The 21,447-nt window shown below is 62.9% G+C and carries 16 protein-coding genes and 1 pseudogene; 16 read left to right on the forward strand and 1 reads right to left on the reverse strand.

Annotated elements, in window-relative coordinates; genetic code table 11:
* The first annotated feature begins 95 nt into the window (after nucleotides 1-95).
* The 16 genes from MIC97_RS16810 to MIC97_RS16885 all read left to right on the forward strand — a co-directional run bounded on the left by MIC97_RS16810 (nucleotide 96) and on the right by MIC97_RS16885 (nucleotide 19,155).
* Nucleotides 96-587, forward strand: coding sequence for a hypothetical protein (locus tag MIC97_RS16810; protein ID WP_239800972.1), 492 nt, complete (start codon nucleotides 96-98; stop codon nucleotides 585-587).
* 4 nt (nucleotides 588-591) lie between these two features.
* Nucleotides 592-1,815 (forward strand): terminase family protein, encoded by a 1,224-nt coding sequence (locus MIC97_RS16815; protein WP_239801179.1) that lies wholly within the window; start codon nucleotides 592-594, stop codon nucleotides 1,813-1,815.
* A 45-nt stretch (nucleotides 1,816-1,860) separates the two neighbouring features.
* Nucleotides 1,861-4,860: a phage portal protein gene (locus MIC97_RS16820; RefSeq protein ID WP_239800973.1), complete on the forward strand. Its 3,000-nt coding sequence runs from the start codon at nucleotides 1,861-1,863 to the stop codon at nucleotides 4,858-4,860.
* 26 nt (nucleotides 4,861-4,886) lie between these two features.
* Nucleotides 4,887-5,093, forward strand: coding sequence for a hypothetical protein (locus MIC97_RS16825; RefSeq protein WP_239800974.1), 207 nt, complete (start codon nucleotides 4,887-4,889; stop codon nucleotides 5,091-5,093).
* 136 nt (nucleotides 5,094-5,229) lie between these two features.
* Nucleotides 5,230-5,463, forward strand: a complete 234-nt coding sequence (locus MIC97_RS16830; RefSeq protein WP_239800978.1) for a hypothetical protein — start codon at nucleotides 5,230-5,232, stop codon at nucleotides 5,461-5,463.
* Nucleotides 5,464-5,549: 86 nt separating this feature from the next.
* Nucleotides 5,550-6,215 (forward strand): response regulator transcription factor, encoded by a 666-nt coding sequence (locus MIC97_RS16835; RefSeq protein WP_239798352.1) that lies wholly within the window; start codon nucleotides 5,550-5,552, stop codon nucleotides 6,213-6,215.
* A gap of 65 nt (nucleotides 6,216-6,280) precedes the next feature.
* Nucleotides 6,281-7,657, forward strand: a complete 1,377-nt coding sequence (locus MIC97_RS16840) for an ATP-binding protein (RefSeq protein ID WP_239798353.1) — start codon at nucleotides 6,281-6,283, stop codon at nucleotides 7,655-7,657.
* Nucleotides 7,658-7,750: 93 nt separating this feature from the next.
* Nucleotides 7,751-8,170 carry a hypothetical protein gene (locus MIC97_RS16845; protein WP_239798354.1) on the forward strand — a complete coding sequence of 140 codons (420 nt, stop codon included), beginning with the start codon at nucleotides 7,751-7,753 and terminating at the stop codon, nucleotides 8,168-8,170.
* A gap of 97 nt (nucleotides 8,171-8,267) precedes the next feature.
* Nucleotides 8,268-9,383 carry a c-type cytochrome biogenesis protein CcmI gene (gene ccmI / locus MIC97_RS16850; RefSeq protein WP_239800975.1) on the forward strand — a complete coding sequence of 372 codons (1,116 nt, stop codon included), beginning with the start codon at nucleotides 8,268-8,270 and terminating at the stop codon, nucleotides 9,381-9,383.
* Nucleotides 9,384-9,388: 5 nt separating this feature from the next.
* Nucleotides 9,389-9,826: a cytochrome c maturation protein CcmE gene (gene ccmE, locus MIC97_RS16855; RefSeq protein WP_239798355.1), complete on the forward strand. Its 438-nt coding sequence runs from the start codon at nucleotides 9,389-9,391 to the stop codon at nucleotides 9,824-9,826.
* An 8-nt stretch (nucleotides 9,827-9,834) separates the two neighbouring features.
* The gene (locus MIC97_RS16860) at nucleotides 9,835-11,823 is read left to right on the forward strand and encodes a heme lyase CcmF/NrfE family subunit (RefSeq protein ID WP_239800976.1); all 1,989 of its coding nucleotides are present in this window, start codon (nucleotides 9,835-9,837) and stop codon (nucleotides 11,821-11,823) included.
* Between the two features lie 4 nt (nucleotides 11,824-11,827).
* Nucleotides 11,828-12,301, forward strand: a complete 474-nt coding sequence (locus MIC97_RS16865) for a cytochrome c-type biogenesis protein (RefSeq protein WP_239800979.1) — start codon at nucleotides 11,828-11,830, stop codon at nucleotides 12,299-12,301.
* 100 nt (nucleotides 12,302-12,401) lie between these two features.
* Nucleotides 12,402-13,934: a Do family serine endopeptidase gene (locus MIC97_RS16870; protein WP_239798356.1), complete on the forward strand. Its 1,533-nt coding sequence runs from the start codon at nucleotides 12,402-12,404 to the stop codon at nucleotides 13,932-13,934.
* A 109-nt stretch (nucleotides 13,935-14,043) separates the two neighbouring features.
* A complete protein-coding gene (locus tag MIC97_RS16875) occupies nucleotides 14,044-14,718 on the forward strand; it encodes a response regulator transcription factor (RefSeq protein WP_239801180.1) in 675 nt (224 codons plus the stop codon).
* Between the two features lie 15 nt (nucleotides 14,719-14,733).
* Nucleotides 14,734-16,185, forward strand: a complete 1,452-nt coding sequence (locus tag MIC97_RS16880) for a HAMP domain-containing sensor histidine kinase (RefSeq protein WP_239800977.1) — start codon at nucleotides 14,734-14,736, stop codon at nucleotides 16,183-16,185.
* Nucleotides 16,186-16,191: 6 nt separating this feature from the next.
* Nucleotides 16,192-19,155 carry a bifunctional [glutamine synthetase] adenylyltransferase/[glutamine synthetase]-adenylyl-L-tyrosine phosphorylase gene (locus tag MIC97_RS16885; RefSeq protein WP_239798357.1) on the forward strand — a complete coding sequence of 988 codons (2,964 nt, stop codon included), beginning with the start codon at nucleotides 16,192-16,194 and terminating at the stop codon, nucleotides 19,153-19,155.
* On the opposite strand, the pseudogene MIC97_RS16890 reads toward MIC97_RS16885, so the two are convergent.
* Nucleotides 19,156-21,437: pseudogene (locus MIC97_RS16890) on the reverse strand (ATP-binding protein).
* Between the last annotated feature and the right edge of the window lie 10 nt (nucleotides 21,438-21,447).

Here is a 21,447-nt window from a genome sequence, read left to right on the forward strand (position 1 = left end):
CGCTGGTGGCTCCCACAGGAACCGGCCAGGTCGGTCGATTTGCGATCCATTCAACACATTTCCCCATTCAACACATTTCTGATGAGGCAGGGACCATGCCGGAGCCAAAGGCCGGACTGCAGGCCCGTTTGCATGCGCTGCGGGTTCTGGCCGAGGGCGGGCATGCGACGATCGAGCGGCTGGCGCAGGCCAGTGGCCGGTCGGCCACGGCGCTTCGGCGTCTGGCCCGCGACGAAGGCTGGAAGCTGGCGCAAGCCGGCCCGCTGGATGTCTCGGTGCGCATCCGCAAGGCGGCCGGCATGGTCCTGTGCAAGGTGGAGGAGCTGGGCAGGGCCGCTGAAGGTGGCGGCAGCATCGACAAGGGCGCCATAGACGGGCTGATCGCGATGATCCGTGGCCTGGAAAAGATCGGCGAAATCATGCGGCCGGAAGAAGCCGCCAGGGAAAACCATATCAGGGATAATGAGGACCTTGCCGAAACGTTGCGACGGATCGAGGAGCGCATCGTCGAGCTTGCACGTGAATTCGCAGCTCGACTGGTTGAGGAACAATCTGGAACCGCAGGAGGCACTGAGGGCGGCGCGTGAATGGCTGATCCGTGGGCGCGCCAACCAGATCCAGCTCGGGCATGACCCCGCCGGTTGGCTGGTGATGGGTGGGCGCGGTTCGGGCAAGACCCGGCTGGGCGCCGAATGGGTGATCGCGCTGGCGCGGGGACTGCCACCTTTCGCGCGGCCCGGTGCCCGTCATGGCCTGATCGCGCTGGTGGGCGAAACGCTTGGCGATGTGCGCGAGGTGATGATCGACGGTCCTTCCGGCATCGCCAGCGTGGCGCGGGGCGACCGGCCCCGCTACGAGGCTTCTCGGCGGCGGCTCCTTTGGCCGAGCGGTGCGGTGGCGCAGGTGTTTTCCTCCGAAGACCCCGAAAGCCTGCGCGGGCCGCAATTCGCGGCCGCCTGGTGCGACGAGCTCGCCAAATGGAAGAACGCCGAGGCGACCTACGACATGCTGCAATTCGGCCTGAGGCTGGGCGAACGGCCGCGCCAGCTCATCACCACCACGCCGCGACCGACACCGCTGATGAAGCGGCTGCTGGCCGATCCGGCTATGATGCTGACGCGGCTCGGCACGCATGAGAATCGCGCCAATCTGGCGCCGGGTTTTATCGAGGCGATCGAAAGGCGCTATGCGGGAACGCGGCTCGGGCGGCAGGAACTCGGCGGCGAACTGATCGAGGATCGCGAGGATGCTTTGTGGTCGCGCTCCATGCTGGAGCAGGCGATTACCGGCGCTTCCTCGATGGAATTGCAGCGCATCGTGGTAGCCGTGGATCCGCCTGCAAGCTCGCGCCGGACATCGGACGCCTGCGGCATCGTGGCGGCCGGACTGAACGCCGAGGGTTTTGCCGTGGTGCTGGCCGACGAGACGGTGCGTGAAGCAAAGCCGCAGCAATGGGCGAAGAAGGCCATCGCCCTGTTTCACCGGCTTCAGGCGGATTGCCTGGTGGTCGAGGTCAATCAGGGTGGCGAGATGGCGACGGCCGTCTTGCACACGGTCGATCCGGCGGTGCCGGTCAAGCCGGTGCGGGCGAGCCGGGGCAAGTGGCTGCGGGCCGAGCCGGTGGCCGCACTTTACCAGCAGGGCAGGGTGCGCCACGCCGGACGCTTTCCCGAACTGGAAGATGAAATGTGCGACTTCGGCCCGGACGGTCTGCCCGGCAGTCGCTCGCCGGACCGCATGGATGCGCTGGTCTGGGCGATTACCGAACTGACGTCCGGTCGGGGCTCGGCGCCGCGCATCCGCGATATTCTTTAACCGACAGGATCTGCAATGGCTTGGAAATGGCCCTGGCCCCGAAGCATGGGGAACGATGGTGCACGTCTCGAAACCAAGGAGGCCGGGGGAACCGGCTTCATAGCCTTTCATGCGCAGGGCGAGGCGAACTGGACTCGTCGCGACTATGCGACGCTGGCCCGCGAAGGTTTTATGCGCAACCCGATCGTGCACCGCGCGGTCCGGCTCATCGCGGAGTCGGCGGCAAGCATTCCATGGCTGCTCTATGAGGGCGTTCGCGAGATCGAGACGCACCCGCTGCTCGACCTGCTCGAACGGCCGAACCAGCGACAGGCCGGCGCGACTTTTCTGGAAGCGCTCTACGGACATCTTCTGCTGGCCGGCAACGCCTATGTGGAACTGGTCGATGCGGGGGGCGAGGCGCGCGAGCTGCATCTCTTACGCCCCGACCGTGTGACGGTGGTGACGGATGCCTCCGGCTGGCCGGTGGCGCTGGATCACCGGGAAGGTGCAGCGCGGCGGCGGGTGATGCTGGATGCGGGCAGTGCTGTGCATCTGACGCTGTTCCATCCTCTGGAGGACCATTACGGTTTACTGGCGGCGGATGTGCGCGCGGTGCTGGGAGCCCAGACGCGCCTGAGCTACGGCGCCGACTGGAGCGAGTATTTCGGCTATCATCCGCCTGACGGCTCGGGCGACGTCTTCTTTCATCTGGACCCCTTGTGGGCAAATCCGGCGATCGATGCGGTCGGCATTGACAATTACATGCCGCTTTCCGACTGGCGTGACGGGGATTACGGCGGCGGCAATCCCGACGGATTTTCCGGTCCCTATGACTTGCAGGGGCTTGGTGCATCCATCGCCGCAGGCGAAGGCTTCGACTGGTACTATCCGGATGGGGCGGCGCGTGAGGCGCGCATGCGCTTGGCCATATCCGACGGAGTGCACGGCAAGCCATGGGTTTTCCGCTACAAGGACATCGCCAGCTGGTGGTCCAGCCAGCATTTCGACCGGATCGCCGGCACCGAGAAAACATCGCCAACCGACTGGATTCCCAGGAAAAAACCGATCTGGTTCACGGAACTGGGCTGCCCTGCCGTCGACAAAGGCCCAAACCAGCCGAATGTGTTCCCGGACCCGAAATCGGCCGAGAGCTTCACGCCCTATTTCTCGTCGGGTGGCCGCTCCGATCTGGCGCAGCTTCGTTTTCTCGAAGCGCATATGAAACATTGGGACCCCGCAGCGGAAGACTTCGAGGAAGCGAACAATCCGCTTTCGCCCGTCTATGGCGGCAGAATGGTCGATTTCGAGAGGACCTATCTGTGGGCCTGGGACACGCGCCCGTTCCCGGCATTTCCCCAGCGCGCCGACCTTTGGTCGGACGGGCCCCACTGGAGCCGGGGCCACTGGCTGAACGGACGGCTCTGCAATCCCGATGTCGGCGCGCTCGTTGATGCCATTCTGGCCGATCATGGATATGACGATGCCATCATCGGCGAGGTGGGAGGATCGGTTCAGGGCTATGTGATCGCCGACCCCGCCACCGCCCGCGCGGCGATCGAGCCGCTTTGCGAGCTGTTCGATCTGAGCCTGCGCGAGGAAAACGGCAGGCTGGTTGTCGAACGCTCGGGGGCGGGAGCCGGTGCGGTGATCGAGGCCGATGATCTGGTCGTGGACGATGCGGAGACCGTGCTGGAAACGGTTCGCATTCCCGATCACGAGCTGCCGGCCGAAGCCTTGATCAGCTTCGTCAATCCGTCGCAGGATTATCAGGCGGCGACAGTCCGGCGTACCCGCACCGGCGTGCCCGGCGCGCGCCAGCACATGATCCATTTCCCGGGCGTTCTGGAACCGGGGCAGGCAGGTGCCCTGCTGGACGACTGGCTGAAACGTGTCTGGTATCAGAGGGAAACTGTTTCCTTCGCGGTGCCACAGCCCAATGCCGATTTCAGCCCCGGCGCTCTGGTGACGCTGCCCGCCTCGGCCACCAATTCCGATTTCCTCATCACCGGCATCGATGACGGGATGACGCGCAAGGTGGAGGCGCGACAGATCATCCGTGCCGCGCCCGCACCCTGGCGCGAGACGGTTTTGCCTGTATTGCAGCCGCCGCCGCTGGTGGCGGGCAAGCCGCATGTCCTGTTTCTCGACCTGCCGGCCGGTGCTGGCGGGACGGAGCCGACGGAGCAGTTCCGTGTGGCCGTCTGGCAAAAACCGTGGAGAAGCCAGATCGTTTTCGCATCCCCCGAAGATGACGGCTTTGCTTCGCGACAGTTGCTGACGCGCCCGGCCTCGCTGGGGCAACTGGTCGAGGACCTTGAACCGGGCGTGGAAGGCCGGGTTTTGCGCAATTCCTATATCAGGGTCGAACTGTTCGATGCGGATGCGGCAAGTGTCAGCCTGCAACAGATGCTCAATGGCGCCAATGCCGCCGCGGTGCGTTCGGCAGCCGGCGCATGGGAGGTGATCCAGTTCAGGCGTGCCGAACAGGTGGCCGATAATATCTGGATGCTTTCGGAATTGTTGCGCGGCCAGCTGGGAACCACGGATGCGATGCTTGCAGGGGCTGCTTCAGGTTCCGATTTCGTGATCCTCGACGATGCGGTCGTACCGGCCGGCCTGGCACCATCTGAAATCGGTCTGGAGCTGAACTGGAAGATCGGACCGGCGGCAACTGACATATCTGATCTGCATTTTGCAACCAGCCGCCAGATCGGAGGCCTGCGGGCCCGGATTCCACTGGCGCCGGTTCATCTCAGTGCGCGTCTTGCCGGAGCGGATGTCATGCTTTCCTGGAAACGTCGCGGACGCCTCGATGCCGACGGCTGGGATCTTCCCGACATTCCGCTTGGCGAGGAAAAGGAAGAATACAGGATCGAGATCGCAGGTCCGGGCGGCGAGACAGTGCGGACCCTCTCCACCCCACAGCCGAACTGGCTTTATCCCGAAGCCCTGATCGCAGCGGATTTCGGTGTTCGCCCCGGAGCGCTGGAAGTGACGGTTCGTCAGGCAGGTGGGCCGACCGGCTGGGGAATCCCCAGCTCTTCCCATCTGAAAATCATCTGAAAAACGGTTTGAGAAAGGAACAGTCAATGACTGAGACCAAACCCTGGTATCTTTCGCGCACCATCTGGGCATCGGCTGTGGCGGTTCTGACGGGTGTGGCAGGTGCTGCCGGATCGCCCTTCGATGCTGCCGACGGCACCCTGATCACCGACACGCTTTTGCAGGGGGTGAGTGCAGTTGCCGGACTTATTGCAATCATCGGCAGGTTGTCTGCAAAGGACAGGATAGGTTAGGATCATGAAACATTGCCTCGCTTGAGGCCTTTTTTGTGCAAATGCCTGGTTGGGGGGAGATGCGCAGTGGGTTCGGTATTCATTTCGCGTTCAGCCATGGCGGGTTAGAACGTTGAGTATGGAAAAGTTCAGAAACATGATCCGGGCAACGATGCTGGCGATTTGCGCCGGCGCCATGCTGGCGCCGCCCGCCGCCGCTGCCGATTGCTATTCGATCGGCCAGCAGGTGGCGGCCCAGAACGGCGGCACGCTGGCCAAGGCTTCCGAAGCCAACAAGGGCGGTCAGGCGGTCTGCGTCATTGTCGTGCTGGTGCCCGGCAAGGACGGCGAGCGGCCTCGCCGGACCGAGATCGTTGTCCCGAAAGGATGATTCGCGTTTCATTTCAATGATTCCGGAATCGCTCTATAGCTGACAGGACCCTGGCCGACTGGCCGTTACAGGCAGGATCGTTTTCAATGCGTGTGCTCGTCGTCGAAGATGATGTGGATCTGAACAGGCAGATTGCCGAGGCGCTGCTTGATGCGGGCTATGTTGTGGACAAGGCCTTTGACGGCGAGGAAGGCCATTTTCTCGGTGACACTGAGCCTTACGACGCTGTCGTGCTGGACATCGGCCTGCCGCAGATGGATGGGATCAGCGTGGTGGAGCGATGGCGCCGCGATGGCCGCAAGATGCCGGTCCTCATGCTCACCGCTCGCGACCGGTGGAGCGACAAGGTTGCCGGTATCGATGCCGGCGCCGACGATTATGTCGCAAAGCCCTTTCACATCGAAGAGGTTCTGGCCCGGCTCCGCGCGCTGATAAGGCGAGCCGCCGGCCATGCCTCATCCGAACTCGTCTGCGGTCCCCTGCGGCTCGATACAAAGTCGTCCAAGGCGGATGTCGACGGTGTTCCTCTGAAACTTACGTCGCTGGAGTTCCGCCTGCTGGCCTATCTGATGCACCATATGGGCGAGGTGGTTTCGCGAACCGAACTGGTCGAGCATCTCTACGATCAGGATTTCGATCGCGATTCCAACACGATCGAGGTGTTCGTGGGCCGGTTGCGCAAGAAGCTGGGCGTTGACCTGATCGAAACCGTGCGCGGCATGGGCTACCGCATTCGAGAGCCTGAGGCTTGAAGTCGACCGGTCAGCCTGCCAATCCACGGATACGCACAGGCAAACGTTCCGGCGTTTTTGGACGGATGCGCTTCTGGCCGCGCTCTCTGACCTTCCGGGTCATAGCCTTCTCGACAATCTGGGCGGTTCTGGCGCAGATCGTCGTTTTCACTCTCATCACTACCCTCTACCGGCAGGCCAGCGAACGGGGGTTCGACAGCCTTCTCTCCGCCCATCTGTTCAACCTGATCGGGTCGGTCGGCGTCTCGGAGAGCGGTGCCCTGACGGGCGCGCCGGATCTTGGCGACCTGCGCTTTTCCGAGCCGCGATCCGGCTGGTACTGGTCGGTGGAGCCGGCATCGAACGGAATCACGGGTGGCCTGCGCTCGTCATCCATGACGGGAGCCATCCCCTCGCCAAGCACTTCGGAAGTGCCCTTCAATGTCGAATTCCAGCGCAGCTATATGGCCGACGGTCTTGCCGGCGAGCACCTCGCTGTTTTCGAGAGCGAATTCGTTCTGGACACTGGTAACCAGATCGCCCGTTTTCGTGTGATGGGCAATGAAAGCGAGCTGGAACAGGAAATCGCGGCATTCCAGCGGCGTCTGCTGGTTTATCTGTCCATATTCGGTCTTGGCATGATCGCCATAAACGCAATCGCCATTCTGTATGGTCTGAAACCGTTGCGCAGGGTTCGCGATGCACTCGCCATGGTTCGCGAGGGAACGGCACAGAGGCTGGATGGCCGATTCCCGGCGGAAATCGAACCGCTCGCCAACGAAACCAATGCGCTGATCGAGAACAACCGCCGCATCGTCGAGCGCTCGCGAACGCAGGTTGGCAATCTGGCCCATTCGCTGAAAACGCCGCTGGCGGTGATGCTCAATGAAGGGCGGGCGCTTGGTGGTGAAAAAGGCCGGCTGTTTTCGGAGCAGGCCGCCTCGATGCAGCAGCAGGTAGAACATTATCTGCAACGCGCCCGCGTGGCCGCGCAGCGCGACAGCGTGGTTTATCGCACGCCGGTCAGGCCGATCATCGAGCGTCTTGCGAGGGTCATGGGCAAGCTAAACCCGAACATGGCCATTTCCGTTTCCCTTCCGGACGAAGAGCTTGTCTTCGCAGGGGAGCGCGAAGATCTCGAAGAGATGCTTGGAAACCTGCTTGAGAATGCGATGAAGTGGGCGCGAAGCAAGGTTTCGATATCCGTAAAATCCCTGCCTGAGGTGGAAGACCAGCCCTATCTGCTCGAGATTGTCATCGAAGATGATGGGCCGGGAATCCCGGAAGACAAGGCGCGTGAGGCCCTGAAACGGGGACGTCGTCTGGATGAAAGCAAGCCCGGAACCGGCCTTGGCCTGTCGATCGTGACAGACCTTGTCAATGAATATGGTGGAAAGCTTTATCTGGAGCGCGCAGATCTGGGTGGGCTCAAGGTTGCGATTCAACTACGGAAAATTGAGTGATGCGTAAGCTTGTGGCGAACCCAATTTCAGCCAAAGTGGGATATTAATGCGGATCACGTCCGGAAAATGCAGTGTTAGCGGGCAGGGGATAAAATGAGCGTTCGTCTGGTTCTGGTTGCAGGCTCACTCATGCTGGCCGGCTGCAGCACGACAGGGATAGGCCGCAGCGGCGGGACGGCACAGCCCGGCGGTCAACTGCCTTCCACGGTAATTTCGGCAATGGGCGGCGGTCTTGTCAGCGGCTCGATAGGTTCCGGGCTGAGCGGCGCTGAGCGACGTAACGGGCTGGAAGCCGAGTATAAGGCTCTCGAATACACCGCAAGCGGCCAGCCCGTAACATGGAAAGGCAGCCAGCCCAACCGTTACGGCGAGGTGGTGGCCGCGCAGCCCTATCGCGTTGGTTCGCAGGATTGCCGGCAATACACGCACACGGTTTACACCGGGGGCGCCGGAGCCACCGCGCGCGGCACCGCCTGCCGGAATTCAGACGGGAGCTGGACACCGCTGACCTGAACGATGGGTAGTTCCCAGCCGGCGCTCCCGCAGATTCGTCAAAGGGTCGCAGGCCCGTGATGTTGGCAGTCCGGAGCGCTGAGGCTATTTAGTCGGAATGTTGTTCTGGGTCCTTTCCGCTGTCTTGACTTTGGGCGCGAGTCTGGCGGTTTTGCTGCCTCTTGCTGCACGACCCGAATCCGACAAGTCGGGTACCGGGCATGATCTCGAGGTTTATCGGGACCAGCTTGCGGAACTGGACCGCGATCTGGCGCGGGGCCTGATCCTTGCTTCGGAAGCGGAGCAGGCACGCGCTGAAATCGGGCGTCGTATCCTGCGCCTCGGCGATACGTCTTCTGCACCGGCTTCTGTTTCCCGCGGCGGCACAGGGCTTCGTCTGGTTTCGGCCGCGGCGGTGCTGGCTGTTCCGCTGATCAGCTGGACTATCTATGCCAATCTGGGCTCGCCCGATCTGCCGTCGCAGCCGCTGAGCGAGCGGCTGACCAGAAATCCTGCCGAGAGCACGGTTGAGGAACTCGTGGCCCGCGCCGAGGCGCATCTGGCGGCCAATCCTTCAGATGGCAAAGGCTGGGACGTTCTGGCGCCCATCTACATGCGCACACAGCGATTTGCCGAAGCCTCGCTGGCCTATGAAAACGCCATCAAGCTTCTCGGTTCGAGCGCCGACCGGCAAGCCGGCCTTGGCGAGGCGAGGATCAATATGGCAGGTGGCCGAATAGCCGACGACGCGCGCGCCGCTTTCGCCATGGCGCTGAAGCACGATGGCGCCAATCCGAAAGCACGCTTCTTCGTGGCGATGGCCTCCGCACAGGATGGACATATGGATGAGGCGGTCGCAGGCTGGACCCGGATGCGAGATGACCTGCCGGAAGGTTCGCCCTGGCGCAATGCGGCCGAGCAGGCCCTTGTGCAGGCAGGGCAGGCGCCGCGAGGCCCCGGTCAGGACGAGGTCGAGGCCGCCGCGGGGATGTCGGCTGGCGACCGCGCTGATATGATCGCCGGAATGGTGGAGCGGCTGGACGAACGCCTGCGTGAGAATCCCAAGGATGCCGAAGGCTGGAAGCAGCTCATCCGCTCGCATCTGGTGCTCGGTGACGAAGAAAAAGCCAGAGACGCGCTGGCGCGTGCGGCGGCGGCTTTCGGACCTCAAAGCGAAGAGGCACGCATGCTTGTCGCCTTCGCCTCGGCAAATGGCCTGAAAATGACGGAATGAGGTTTATGACCCGCAAGCAGAAACGGCTAGCTGTCATTATCGGAGGATTGGCTTTTCTCGGCGCTGCCACGGCGCTGACCTTCGTGGCGCTTGGGCAGAAGGCATCCTATTTCTACACGCCGGGCGATCTTGCCGCCGCCGAATTGCAGCCCGGCCAGCGTATCCGCCTTGGCGGCATCGTGGAGAAGGGCTCCATTGTTCGTGGCGAGGATGCGTCCGTGACCTTTGCCGTCACCGACATCGCCGAGACGGTTAAGGTCACATACAAGGGCATTCTCCCCGACCTGTTCCGCGAGGAGCAGGGCGTCATCACCGAGGGCGCCTTCGGGGCCGATGGCGGGTTTGTCGCAGACACCGTTCTGGCCAAGCATGACGAAAACTACATGCCCAAGGAAGTTGCCGACAGCCTGAAGGAAAAGGGCTTGTGGCAACATAATGAGTAGGCGGCGTCATGGTTGAGATCGGTCACTTCGCGCTTATTCTGGCACTGGCGCTGGGCCTTGTGCAGATGACTGTTCCGCTGATCGGCGCGCGCGCCGGCGACGAGCGCATGATGGCGGCGGCCATACCCGTGACGCTTGCGGGTTTCGCCTTCACGGCGTTGTCCTTCGTCGTCCTGACGGTCGCCTATGCCCAGTCGGATTTTTCCTTGCAAACCGTATGGGAGAACTCCCATTCGGCGAAGCCGATGCTTTACAAGATCACCGGCGTGTGGGGAAACCATGAAGGCTCGATGCTTCTGTGGGTGCTGATCCTGACTTTCTTCGGCGCGCTGGTCGCCGTGTTCGGCAACAATCTGCCCGCATCTCTCAAGGCCACCGTTCTGGCCGTTCAGGGGGCTGTCGGGGTCGCTTTCTTCCTGTTCATCCTCATTACGTCGAACCCGTTCACCCGTATGTCTCCAGCGCCGATAGAAGGCCGGGATCTCAATCCGATCCTTCAGGATATCGGCCTCGCCATTCACCCGCCGCTTCTCTATCTCGGCTATGTCGGCTTCTCGATCTGCTTTGCCTTTTCGGTTGCAGCATTGATCGAGGGACGCATCGACGCGGCCTGGGCGCGCTGGGTCCGCCCGTGGACGCTGGTTGCGTGGGTGTTCCTGACAGGCGGCATCGCGATGGGCTCCTACTGGGCCTATTACGAACTGGGCTGGGGCGGCTTCTGGTTCTGGGACCCGGTCGAGAACGCCTCCTTCATGCCATGGCTGGCCGGAACAGCGCTGTTGCATTCGGCCATCGTCATGGAAAAGCGTTCGGCACTCAAGATCTGGACGCTGCTGCTGGCGATCCTCACCTTTTCGCTGTCGCTGCTCGGCACCTTCCTTGTTCGTTCGGGCGTGCTGACTTCCGTTCACGCATTCGCTACCGATCCCTCGCGCGGGGTGTTCATCCTGTGCATATTGATGCTGTTCATCGGCGGGTCGCTGGCGCTGTTCGCATGGCGGGCCCCATCGCTGACGCAGGGCGGGCTTTTCCAGCCGATCTCCCGCGAAGGCTCGCTCGTGCTGAACAATCTGTTCCTGACCACCGCGACGGCAACGGTGTTCATCGGCACGCTCTATCCGCTGCTGGTCGAAGCCATTTCCGGCGACAAGATTTCAGTTGGACCGCCCTTCTTCAATCTCACCTTCATTCCCCTGATGGTGCCGCTGCTGCTTCTGGTGCCGTTCGGCCCGCTGCTGGCGTGGAAGCGGGGCGATGTGATGGCCGCAGCACAAAGGCTGATGTTCGCCTTTGGCGCAGCCCTGATCGCGGCGCTGGTCACCGCGTTCCTGATCGATGGTTCTTCCGCCATTGCCGCCTTCGGCGTGGGGCTGGCGGTCTGGCTGGTGCTGGGAGCGCTGACGGATCTGGCCATTAAGGCGGGTATCGGCAATGTGAGCCCTTCCGTTGCGGTGAGACGGTTCATCGGTCTGCCGCGTTCCGTATTCGGAACCGCTTTCGCCCATCTCGGGCTTGGCCTGACGGTGCTTGGGCTTGTGGGCGCCATCTGCTTCGGCGCCGCAAGCGTACTGACCATGAAGCCAGGCGATATTACGGAGTTGTCCGGCAAGAGGGTGCGTTTCGACAATATGGTCGAGGTTCGCGGCCCGAACTACAATGACGAACGGGCGCATTTCTCATTGCTTGGCCCTGCTGGCGAAGTGCGCCGCGAAATCTGGTCGTCGCGCCGCTTCTATCCGGTGCGCCGGATGAACACGACGGAAGCCGGCATCGCCACGCTGGGCTTCAGCCAGCTCTACATTTCCATTGGCGAGGACACCAGCAGCGGCATGGTCGTGCGTATCTGGTGGAAGCCTTTCGTCATCCTGATCTGGGGCGGTGGCCTTGTCATGATGGCGGGCGGCACGATGTCGTTGCTGGACAGGCGCCTGCGTGTCGGTGCGCCGGCGCGTCGCGGCAGGAAGAATGCAGCGGCCCCTGTTGCGGGAGCAGCGTGACATGATGCGCCGCGCGGCCTTTGCCATACTCTGTGCTGCCGTACTGCTTTCGCCGGCGGCGCGCGCGGTGACGCCAGACGAGATTCTCGCTGATCCCGCGCTTGAGCAGCGGGCGCGCGATATCTCCGCCGGCCTGCGCTGTCTGGTTTGCCAGAACCAGTCCATCGACGATTCGGATGCCGATCTGGCCCGCGACCTGCGTGTGCTTGTCCGCGAGCGACTTGAGGCCGGTGACTCGGATAAGCAGGTGATCGATTTCGTCGTTTCCCGCTATGGCGAGTTCGTGCTGCTCAGGCCGCGCTTCAATACGCAGACCATGCTTTTGTGGATCGCACCCTTTGCCCTTCTCGTGGCGGGCGGCGCGTTCGTGCTGCTTGCCTCGCGGCGCAAGCGCCCGGTGGCAGAGGCGGGCCTCAGTGACGATGAACGCGCTGCGCTTGAAGAAGTGCTGCGCCGCGATCCCCCTTCGCAACATTAACAAAGTTTCATCAAGCGGAAATGGCGCCGTAAGGTCCCGTGTCCTATCTCTGCCTGCGATGATGCTTCATAAGCATCCAGTGCAAGAAGGATCGAGATTGATGACCAGCATCTCAAATGTGGTTTCCCGCAGGAGCAGGAGCCTTGCTGCTGCCGCTGCTTCCCTCGCCATTGCCGGCGCCGTTGGCTTTACCGCCGTAACTGCCGGCACCGCCCCGGTGTTCGCCGAGGCTGTTCGCGTCGAAGCGCCTCAGGTTCCCAGTTTCGCCGACGTCGTGTCCAATGTAACGCCGGCAGTCGTCAGCGTCCGCGTCAAGGCCAAGGTCGAGCAGACCTCCGATCGCGGCCAGAGCTTCGGCTTCCCCGAAGAAGGCTTCGGCAACTTGCCCCCCGATCACCCCATGCGCCGCTTCTTCCGCGAATTCCGCGGTTTCGGTGACCGTGATTCCCATCCGCGCGCAGAACGCCGCGGTCCGGCCAAGCCGCGTCCCGTGGCGCAGGGGTCCGGCTTCTTCATCTCCGAGGACGGGTATCTTGTCACCAACAACCACGTTGTCGACAACGGAACGGAGTTCACCATCGTCACCAATGACGGCAAGGAACTCGATGCCAAGCTGGTCGGCAAGGATGAGCGCACCGATCTGGCCGTGCTCAAGGTCGATAGCGACACCAAATTCACCTATGTCGACTTTGCCGACGACTCCAACGTGCGCGTCGGTGACTGGGTGGTCGCTGTCGGCAATCCGTTCGGCCTTGGCGGCACGGTGACGGCCGGCATCGTCTCCGCGCGTGGCCGTGACATCGGCGCCGGCCCCTATGATGACTTCATCCAGATCGACGCTGCCGTGAACCGCGGCAATTCCGGCGGTCCCGCGTTCAACCTCAGTGGTCAGGTTGTCGGCATCAATACCGCCATCTTCTCGCCTTCGGGCGGCAATGTCGGCATCGCCTTCGCCATCCCTGCCTCCACCGCGAAGCAGGTGGTCGAAGGCCTGATCAAGGACGGGTCGGTTTCCCGTGGCTGGCTCGGTGTGGAAATCCAGCCGGTAACCAAGGAAATCGCCGAATCGCTTGGGCTGCAGTCCGACAAGGGCGCGATCGTCGCGAATGCGCAGGACGACAGCCCCGCGAAGAAGGCCGGCATTGTTTCCGGTGATGTCATCACGCAGGTGAACGGCAAGGATGTATCGTCCTCCCGCGATCTGGCCCGGGTGATTGCCGGCTATGCGCCGGGGACCACCGTTGACATGAACGTGTGGCGCAACGGCAAGGCGGAAACCGTGAAGGTCGAGCTCGGGGCGCTTCCGGGCGCGGACAAGCAGGCATCGGCTGACAATTCCGCGCCTTCGTCCTCTTCCTCCGACACGCTGGCCGATCTTGGTCTCACCGTGACGACCGCGGATGACGGCAAGGGCCTGGTCGTTACCGATGTCGATCCAGACAGCGATGCTTCCGATCGCGGTATCCGCACAGGTGATGTCATCACGGCGGTGAATTCCGAGGATGTCGCCAGCGTCAAGGACGTTACCGACGCCATGGAAAAGGCCGCCAAGGCGGGCCGCAAATCCGTGCTGGTGCAGATCAGCCGCGATTCCGCCAACCGCTTCGTGGCGCTGCCTATCAATCAGGGCTGACCCCGCTTCCGGCCGCTGCACCATTGTGCAGCGGCCGGCAATTCTTCCGAGCCAATCCCGGAACGGGCAATCCTCCACCATGAATGCCGGAATCACCTATAGTGATGCGATGAAGATTCTCGTCATTGAAGACGACCGCGAAGCAGCGGACTATCTTGAGAAGGCTTTTTCGGAAGCCGGCCACACCGCCCATGTCGCTGGCGACGGTGAAACCGGCTTTGCGCTGGCCGATGCCGGCGACTATGACGTGATGGTGGTCGACCGCATGCTGCCACGGCGCGACGGCCTGTCCGTCATTGCCGGCCTGCGTTCGCGGGGGAATACGACGCCTGTACTTATCCTGTCGGCGCTGGGCGAAGTGGATGACCGTGTGACCGGCCTTCGCGCCGGCGGAGACGACTATCTCACCAAGCCCTATGCCTTTACCGAACTGCTGGCCCGCGTCGAGGTTCTGAACCGGCGCGCCGGCAGCCGCGAGAGCGAAACCGTTTACCGCGTCGGCGATCTGGAACTCGATCGCCTGTCTCACTCCGTCAAGCGGGCAGGGCAGGAAATCACCCTCCAGCCGCGCGAATTCCGGCTGCTGGAGTATCTGATGCGCCATGCCGGGCAGGTGGTCACGCGCACCATGCTGCTGGAGAATGTCTGGGATTATCATTTCGATCCGCAGACCAACGTCATCGACGTGCATGTTTCCCGCTTGCGCGGCAAGATCGAGAAGGGCTTCGACAAGCCGATCCTGCACACCGTGCGTGGTGCCGGCTACATGCTGAAGCACGGCTGAGGGCCATTGAGGGCCATGGCGCTGCCGATGCCAGCCATCATGAAGACGACGGCGGCGCGCCTTTCTGCGCTTTTCCTGCTGCTTTTTGCCCTTTGCGCCACCCTGCTGGTTTTCTACATGACCTCGCTGTCGGTGCGCATGCTGGCCACGCAGACGCAGGAAACCATCAATGAAGAAGTTCTGAGCCTCGGCCGCGCCTATCAGCGCGGCGGCCTGCCGACATTGGTGCGGGTGGTCGAGCAGCGCGCGCGCCAGCCGGGCGCCAATCTTTATCTGCTGGCTGATGCCAATGGCCAAATTCTCACGGGAAACGTCGAAAGCCTCGAACCCGGCGTTCTGGAGACGGAGGGCTGGACGACGCGCCCCTTCTACTATCGCCGCTACGGCGAGACCGAGACGGAGCGTCAACGGGCAGAAAGCGGCCAGAACGAAACGCAGCGCGCGCAGGTGCGCGGGCATGATGCGCTGGCGCTGGTGCTGCGCCTTCCAAACCAGATGATTCTGCTGGTCGGCCGCGATCTGGGCGAGCCGCAACGCTTCCGCGAGGTGGTCAACCATTCGCTGATGCTGGCGCTCGGCATGATGGGCATCGGCGGCATTGTCATCTGGTTTTTCGTGGGCCGCGCCGCACTCAAGCGCATCGACGGCATTTCCGCCGCCAGCCGCCGCATCATGGGGGGCGATCTCAGCGGCCGCCTGCCGACGACCGGTGCCGGCGACGAGTTCGATCGGCTATCGGAAAATCTCAATGCCATGCTGACGCGTATCGACACCCTCAATGAGGGGCTGAAGCAGGTTTCCGACAACATCGCCCACGACCTGAAGACGCCATTGACCCGCATTCGCAACCGGGCCGAGGCAACTCTGGCCGGCAAGCAGAAGCCCGCCGATTACCGCGCGGCGCTTGAAGCCACGATTGCCGAATCGGATCAGCTCATCAAGACCTTCAACGCCATCCTGATGATCTCCCGGCTGGAGGCAGGCTATTCGGCCGAGAGCATGACCGGCGTCGATCTCGCGGAAGCCGTCCGCGATGTCGTCGAGCTTTACGAGCCTCTTGCAGAGGACAGCGGCGTTGCGCTGGAAGCCGGGCCGATGGAGGCGACGACCGTCAGCGGCAACCGCGAACTGATCGCTCAGGCGCTGTCCAACATCGTCGACAACGCCATCAAATATTCGGCGGATGCCGATGCAGGCCCGCGCGTGAGCGTCAGGCTCGAACGCGCCGATGGCGAGATCCGGCTTTCGGTGACGGACAACGGCCACGGCATCCCGGACCCGGAGGATCGCGTGCGCGCGACGGAGCGTTTCGTGCGGCTGGAAAAAAGCCGCTCGCAGCCGGGATCAGGGCTTGGCCTCAGTCTCGCGGGCGCTGTGATGAAATTTCATGGCGGCAGGCTTGATCTTTTGCCTGCTGATCCCGGATTATCCGTGGTCATGGTGTTTCCCGACAAGGACAGGTCCTGACCCCCTATGGCTTCCATACCCGTGGCCGACCGCGCGGCATCCGTGCTGCTGCTGAATCCCTCGCTGCAACTCAGGCCGCTCGATGAAAGCCATGCCGGGGCCGTACTCGGCGATATCGCCGCCAGTGCCGCGGAAAGCGATCTGCCCCGCCTTGCGGAATTCCTGGCACATGACAGCGATGCCCGCCTCTTTCTGGCTGCCGTTTTCGATCTGTCGCCTTTTCTGCGTGATCTGGCGCGGCGCAGGCCCCGCATGCTCGACGCTCTTTTCGACCAGACGGTTGCCGAACGGCTGGAGGCGATCGCCGCCGACATAGATGCTTCGTGGCAAGGCGAGGGGATTTCCGAGGCCGAACTCATGAAACGGCTTCGCCTCTTCAAAACGGAGGCACATTTCCTGATGGCTCTGGCCGACCTTGCAGGGGAGTCCGACACTCAAACGACGGTCTTTCGCCTCAGCGTACTGGCCGAAGGCTGTGTTCGCGCCGCATGCGCTTTCCTGCTGGCCGATCTCGACCGGCAGGGAAAGCTGAAGCTGCCGGACCCGAAGGAGCCCGCGCGCGACAGTGGCCTGATCGTGCTCGGCATGGGCAAGCTCGGCGCGCACGAGCTCAACTTTTCCTCCGATATCGACCTCATCCTGTTCTTCGATCACAAGGCGGTGGTCGGCGACCCGATGGAGGCGACGGATGTTTTCTCGCGGCTTGCGCGGCGTCTGGTGCGCATCATGCAGGACCGCACCGAGCACGGCTATGTGTTCCGCACCGATCTGAGGCTGCGCCCCGATCCCGGCTCCACCCCGCTCGCCATTCCGGTGGGCGCGGCCCTCAATTACTATGAAGGGCGCGGCCAGAACTGGGAACGCGCCGCCATGATCAAGGCGCGCCCTGTAGCTGGCGATATTGCCGCCGGCGAAGCCTTCCTGAAAGAGTTGCGCCCCTATGTCTGGCGCAAATACATGGACTACGCTGCGATCGCGGACGTTCACTCCATAAAGCGCCAGATCCATGCCCATAAGGGGCATGGCGAAATCGCCGTGAAAGGCCACAACGTCAAGCTCGGGCGCGGCGGCATCCGCGAGATCGAGTTCTTCGTGCAGACCCAACAGCTCATAGCTGGCGGGCGTTTTCCCGAGTTGCGGGGGCGAGAGACTGTTTCCATGCTCGCTCAGCTCGCAGGCAATGGCTGGATCACGGAGGACGCGCGCGATGCACTCACCCGACAGTACTGGTTTCTGCGGCGTGTCGAGCATGCAATCCAGATGGTCGCCGACGAGCAGACCCATATGCTGCCGGAGGATGACGAGGGGCTGGAGCGAATTGCCTACATGATGGGCTTCGGCAGCGCCGATGCGTTCTCGCAGGCGTTTCGCGCTTCTCTGATAGAGGTCGAGGGCCACTACGCCGCGCTCTTCGAGGCGGCGCCCGAGCTTTCGTCCGGTGTCGGCAATCTCGTCTTCACCGGCGATGTCGACGACCCCGACACCTTGCAGACGCTGCACACGCTGGGCTTCCAGCGCCCCAGCGACATCTGCCGCGTCATCCGCGCCTGGCATTTCGGCCGCTATCGGGTCACGCGCTCCGCCGAGGCGCGCGAGCGGCTGACGGAGCTGACGCCGGCCTTGCTGGAAGCCTTCGGCAAGACGCGGCGCGCGGACGAGGCGCTGATGCGCTTCGACGAGTTCCTGTCCGGTCTGCCGGCCGGATTGCAGCTCTTTTCGCTGCTGCAATCCAATCCGGCGCTGCTGCGCCTCATGGCGACGATCATGGGGGCAGCACCGCGTCTGGCTGCCATCATCACCCGGCGCCCGCATGTGTTTGACGGGCTGCTCGATCCGGCACTGCTCAGCGAATTGCCCGACCGGGCCTATCTGGCCGCGCGGCTCATCGCCTTTCTGGACGGCGACCGGCCTTACGAGGAAGTGCTCGACCGGCTGCGTATCTTTGCGGCCGAACAGAAATTCCTCATCGGCGTGCGGCTTCTTGCCGGCTCCATCAATGCGCGCAAGGCGGGGCGGGCTTTCTCGGACCTTGCCGATCTCACCCTTGGTGCGGCGCTCGATGCCGTCTCGGCGGAATTCGAGAGGCGTCATGGCCGCATTGCACAGGGCCGGGTGGCATTGCTCGGCATGGGCAAGCTCGGCAGCCAGGAGCTCACCGCCGGTTCGGACGTGGACCTGATCCTTCTCTACGATCACGATCCGGAGGCGGAGGAATCGGACGGCGACAAGCCGCTCGCGCCCGCCCACTATTACACCCGACTTACGCAGCGACTGATCGCGGCGGTCTCGGCCCCGACTGCCGAGGGGGTTCTTTACGAGCTCGACCTGCGCCTGCGCCCTTCCGGCAACAAGGGGCCGGTGGCGACCCATATGGACGCCTTCCGCAAATATCAGCGGCAGGAAGCCTGGGTCTGGGAGCAGATGGCGCTGACCCGGGCACGTCCGGTGGCTGGCGACCGCCAGCTTTGCGCCGACATAGCGGCAGAAGTTGCCGACATCCTTGCCCAACCGCGCGACGCGGCGAAAGTGCGCGACGAGGCTTTGAAGATGCGCCGCATGATCGACGAGGAAAAGCCGCCGCGCGATCTGTGGGATATCAAGCTCATTCCCGGTGGTCTCATCGATCTTGAGTTTATCGCGCAGGTGGCGGTTCTGACCGGAAAATTCACTGGAAAGCCCGGAACAACGGCAACGGTCGATGTTCTCGCCAATCTCGCACCCGACTATGCCGATGCCGGTATGCGCGAAAATCTGATGCAGGCTTTCGCCTTCTATCTGTCACTGACGCAGATCATCCGTCTGTGCCTGACCGGACATTTCGACAAGGAAGATGTTCCGCCCGGGCTTGCCGATCTGCTGCTAGCGGTTACCGCGATCCCGGATTTCTCCGTCATGGAAGCCCAGCTCAGGGATATGTCGGAAACGGTACGAGACGATTTCGAAAGGATCGTTGGCGGCAAGGCCGGGTAGTCAGGCCGCAGCTTTCATGGGCTGACCGGCGGGCTTCTTCTTTGCCGTGGCCGGGATCCTCACGGAAACGATGGTGCCCGTGCCTTCGGTGGAGCGGATCTTGAGCGCGCCGCCATGCAGTTCCGCCAGCGAGCGCGAGATGGCGAGGCCGAGGCCGGATCCGGTGTGGTTCTTGGAGAACTGGTTCTGCACCTGCTCGAAGGGGCGGCCAAGCTTCTTCAGCGCATGCTTGGGAATGCCGCAGCCATTGTCCTCGATGGACAGGATCAGCGCGCCCGACGCATGGCGTGCGCGAACGGAAATGCGTCCGCCTTCGCCGGTGAACTTGACCGCGTTCGACAACAGGTTGAGCGCGATCTGCTTGATGGCGCGGCGGTCAGCGTAGAGCTTGAGGGTCTCGGCGATCTTGGTTTCGACCGTGATCTTCTTTTCCGCTGCCTGCAGGGACACCACCCGCACCGTCTCGCGGATGAGCGGGCACAGGTCGATCTCCTCGCGGTCCATGGAGAACTGGCCAGCCTCGATCTTCGACATGTCGAGAATGTCGTTGATCACCCCGAGCAGATACTTGCCGCTGGAATTGATGTCGGTCGCATATTCCTCATAGCGGTCGGATCCCAGCGGGCCGAACAGCTTCTGCGCCATCAGCTCCGAAAAGCCGATGATGGCGTTGAGCGGGGTTCGCAATTCATGCGACATGTTGGCGAGGAATTCGGACTTGGCCTGGTTCGCAGCCTCGGCGCGGTCCTTTTCCTTGATATACTTGCGGTTCAGCTCGGCCAGTTCGCGCGCCTTTTCCTCTTCGGCGCGGCGCGCGAGGCTGAGGTCGTGGATCGTTGCCATCAGCCGGCGCTCGCTGTCGAGCAGCTTGTCCTGATGCTGGCGGATCTGGGTGATGTCGGAACCAACCGCCACCGTGCCGCCGTCGCGCGTCTTCAGTTCGTTGACCTGAAGCCAGCGGCCATCGGCAAGCTGGCGCTCATAGGTGGTGCCGCCGCGCGGGCCGTTGACATTGGCCAGCCTGCGTTCGGAGGCGAAGGCCTGCATCCGCTCCTCCAGTGCCACGCGATGTGCGCCCGGCACCACGTCATGGTCGGAGAGGCCGTTGTCCTGCTGGAATTTTGAGTTGCACATCACCAGCCGGTCGGCCGGGTCCCACAGCACGAAGGATTCGGTGATGTTCTCGATTGCGGTGCGCAGCCGCAGGTCGGCCGCTTCCGAGCGCAGGGCGAGATGGCGCTGCTCGCTCACGTCCATCGAGATGCCGATGAGCTGGATTTCGGACGCATCCGGGTCGACGACCTGCGCGCGTACCCGCATCCAGACCCACTGGCCATTGGCGTGGCGCATGCGGAACACCCGGTCGATCTGGTCGATCTCGCGGGCCATGACGCGATTGGCGATCTCGAACAGATTGCCGTCGTCTGGATGGATGATGCGATCGACCTCACCGAAGGAAAGCATGGCGTCGCAGGGCTCGTAACCCAGCATGTCGTACATGGAGGGCGACCAGTACATCTTGCCGCGCACCATGTCCCAGTCCCACAGGCCACAGCGGCCACGCACCAGCGCCATGTCGATGCGCTGCTGCCCTTCGAGATAGACGCGGTCGGCAGCCTGCGCGCGGGCCGCCTGGCTGAAATAGGCGTAGAGGATGACGATCAGCACGCTTGCCGTCAGCACGAACAGTGAAACGTTCAGCGACACGGTCCGGCGCCACTGCGCGAAAACCGCATCCTGCGGAATCAGCGCGGCCGCGGCCCGTTTTTCAGTGGTGTCGATGGCCACAGCCGCGAACCAGTCGGCGCCGTCGATTTTGACGGGGATGACGCCGGCCCGCTCGCCGAACAGGAAAAGCGGCTGCCCGTCGCTTATAATTTCATCCAGTGCGCGGCCATACCAGCGCGTGGAGCGCGGCGTTACGGCCGAAACGGTGAACTTCTCATTCGTGAAGGCCAGCACATGGCCCTCGGAGAGCGAAGCGGTGCGGCTGACCTGCTCAAGGCCGTTCCTGCGGACTGATTCTGTCGAAACATCAGCAGCGATGAGCTGGCCGGAGGCGAGCGCGAGCGCAGACCGGCGCGCTGTTCTCGACGTCATCGGGCGCCAGTTCCTCAGCGAAATGAAATGCAGGCCGGCCACCACGATCAGGAAAAGACGATGAGCACGGGAATGAGACGGCGCAGGAACGGCTTTCCGCAGCAACCAGATCTCTGATAAGCCGGCTGGGCGATGAGCTGTGCATTGCCCGCAAGGCCTTTGCCCTTCCGATCAACAGACATCCCACCGGGC

The organism is Aquamicrobium sp. NLF2-7 (assembly GCF_022359935.1).
In the GTDB taxonomy this organism is placed as follows: domain Bacteria; phylum Pseudomonadota; class Alphaproteobacteria; order Rhizobiales; family Rhizobiaceae; genus Mesorhizobium; species Mesorhizobium lusatiense.

What these genes read in the sequence shown, in the direction of transcription:
- MIC97_RS16810 (WP_239800972.1), top strand. Translation starts at nt 96, where the DNA reads ATGCCGGAGCCAAAGGCCGGACTGCAGGCCCGTTTGCATGCGCTGCGG.
- MIC97_RS16820 (WP_239800973.1), top strand. Translation starts at nt 1,861, where the DNA reads ATGGGGAACGATGGTGCACGTCTCGAAACCAAGGAGGCCGGGGGAACC.
- MIC97_RS16825 (WP_239800974.1), top strand. Translation starts at nt 4,887, where the DNA reads ATGACTGAGACCAAACCCTGGTATCTTTCGCGCACCATCTGGGCATCG.
- MIC97_RS16830 (WP_239800978.1), top strand. Translation starts at nt 5,230, where the DNA reads ATGATCCGGGCAACGATGCTGGCGATTTGCGCCGGCGCCATGCTGGCG.
- MIC97_RS16835 (WP_239798352.1), top strand. Translation starts at nt 5,550, where the DNA reads ATGCGTGTGCTCGTCGTCGAAGATGATGTGGATCTGAACAGGCAGATT.
- MIC97_RS16840 (WP_239798353.1), top strand. Translation starts at nt 6,281, where the DNA reads ATGCGCTTCTGGCCGCGCTCTCTGACCTTCCGGGTCATAGCCTTCTCG.
- MIC97_RS16845 (WP_239798354.1), top strand. Translation starts at nt 7,751, where the DNA reads ATGAGCGTTCGTCTGGTTCTGGTTGCAGGCTCACTCATGCTGGCCGGC.
- ccmI (WP_239800975.1), top strand. Translation starts at nt 8,268, where the DNA reads ATGTTGTTCTGGGTCCTTTCCGCTGTCTTGACTTTGGGCGCGAGTCTG.
- ccmE (WP_239798355.1), top strand. Translation starts at nt 9,389, where the DNA reads ATGACCCGCAAGCAGAAACGGCTAGCTGTCATTATCGGAGGATTGGCT.
- MIC97_RS16860 (WP_239800976.1), top strand. Translation starts at nt 9,835, where the DNA reads ATGGTTGAGATCGGTCACTTCGCGCTTATTCTGGCACTGGCGCTGGGC.
- MIC97_RS16865 (WP_239800979.1), top strand. Translation starts at nt 11,828, where the DNA reads ATGCGCCGCGCGGCCTTTGCCATACTCTGTGCTGCCGTACTGCTTTCG.
- MIC97_RS16870 (WP_239798356.1), top strand. Translation starts at nt 12,402, where the DNA reads ATGACCAGCATCTCAAATGTGGTTTCCCGCAGGAGCAGGAGCCTTGCT.
- MIC97_RS16875 (WP_239801180.1), top strand. Translation starts at nt 14,044, where the DNA reads ATGAAGATTCTCGTCATTGAAGACGACCGCGAAGCAGCGGACTATCTT.
- MIC97_RS16880 (WP_239800977.1), top strand. Translation starts at nt 14,734, where the DNA reads ATGGCGCTGCCGATGCCAGCCATCATGAAGACGACGGCGGCGCGCCTT.
- MIC97_RS16885 (WP_239798357.1), top strand. Translation starts at nt 16,192, where the DNA reads ATGGCTTCCATACCCGTGGCCGACCGCGCGGCATCCGTGCTGCTGCTG.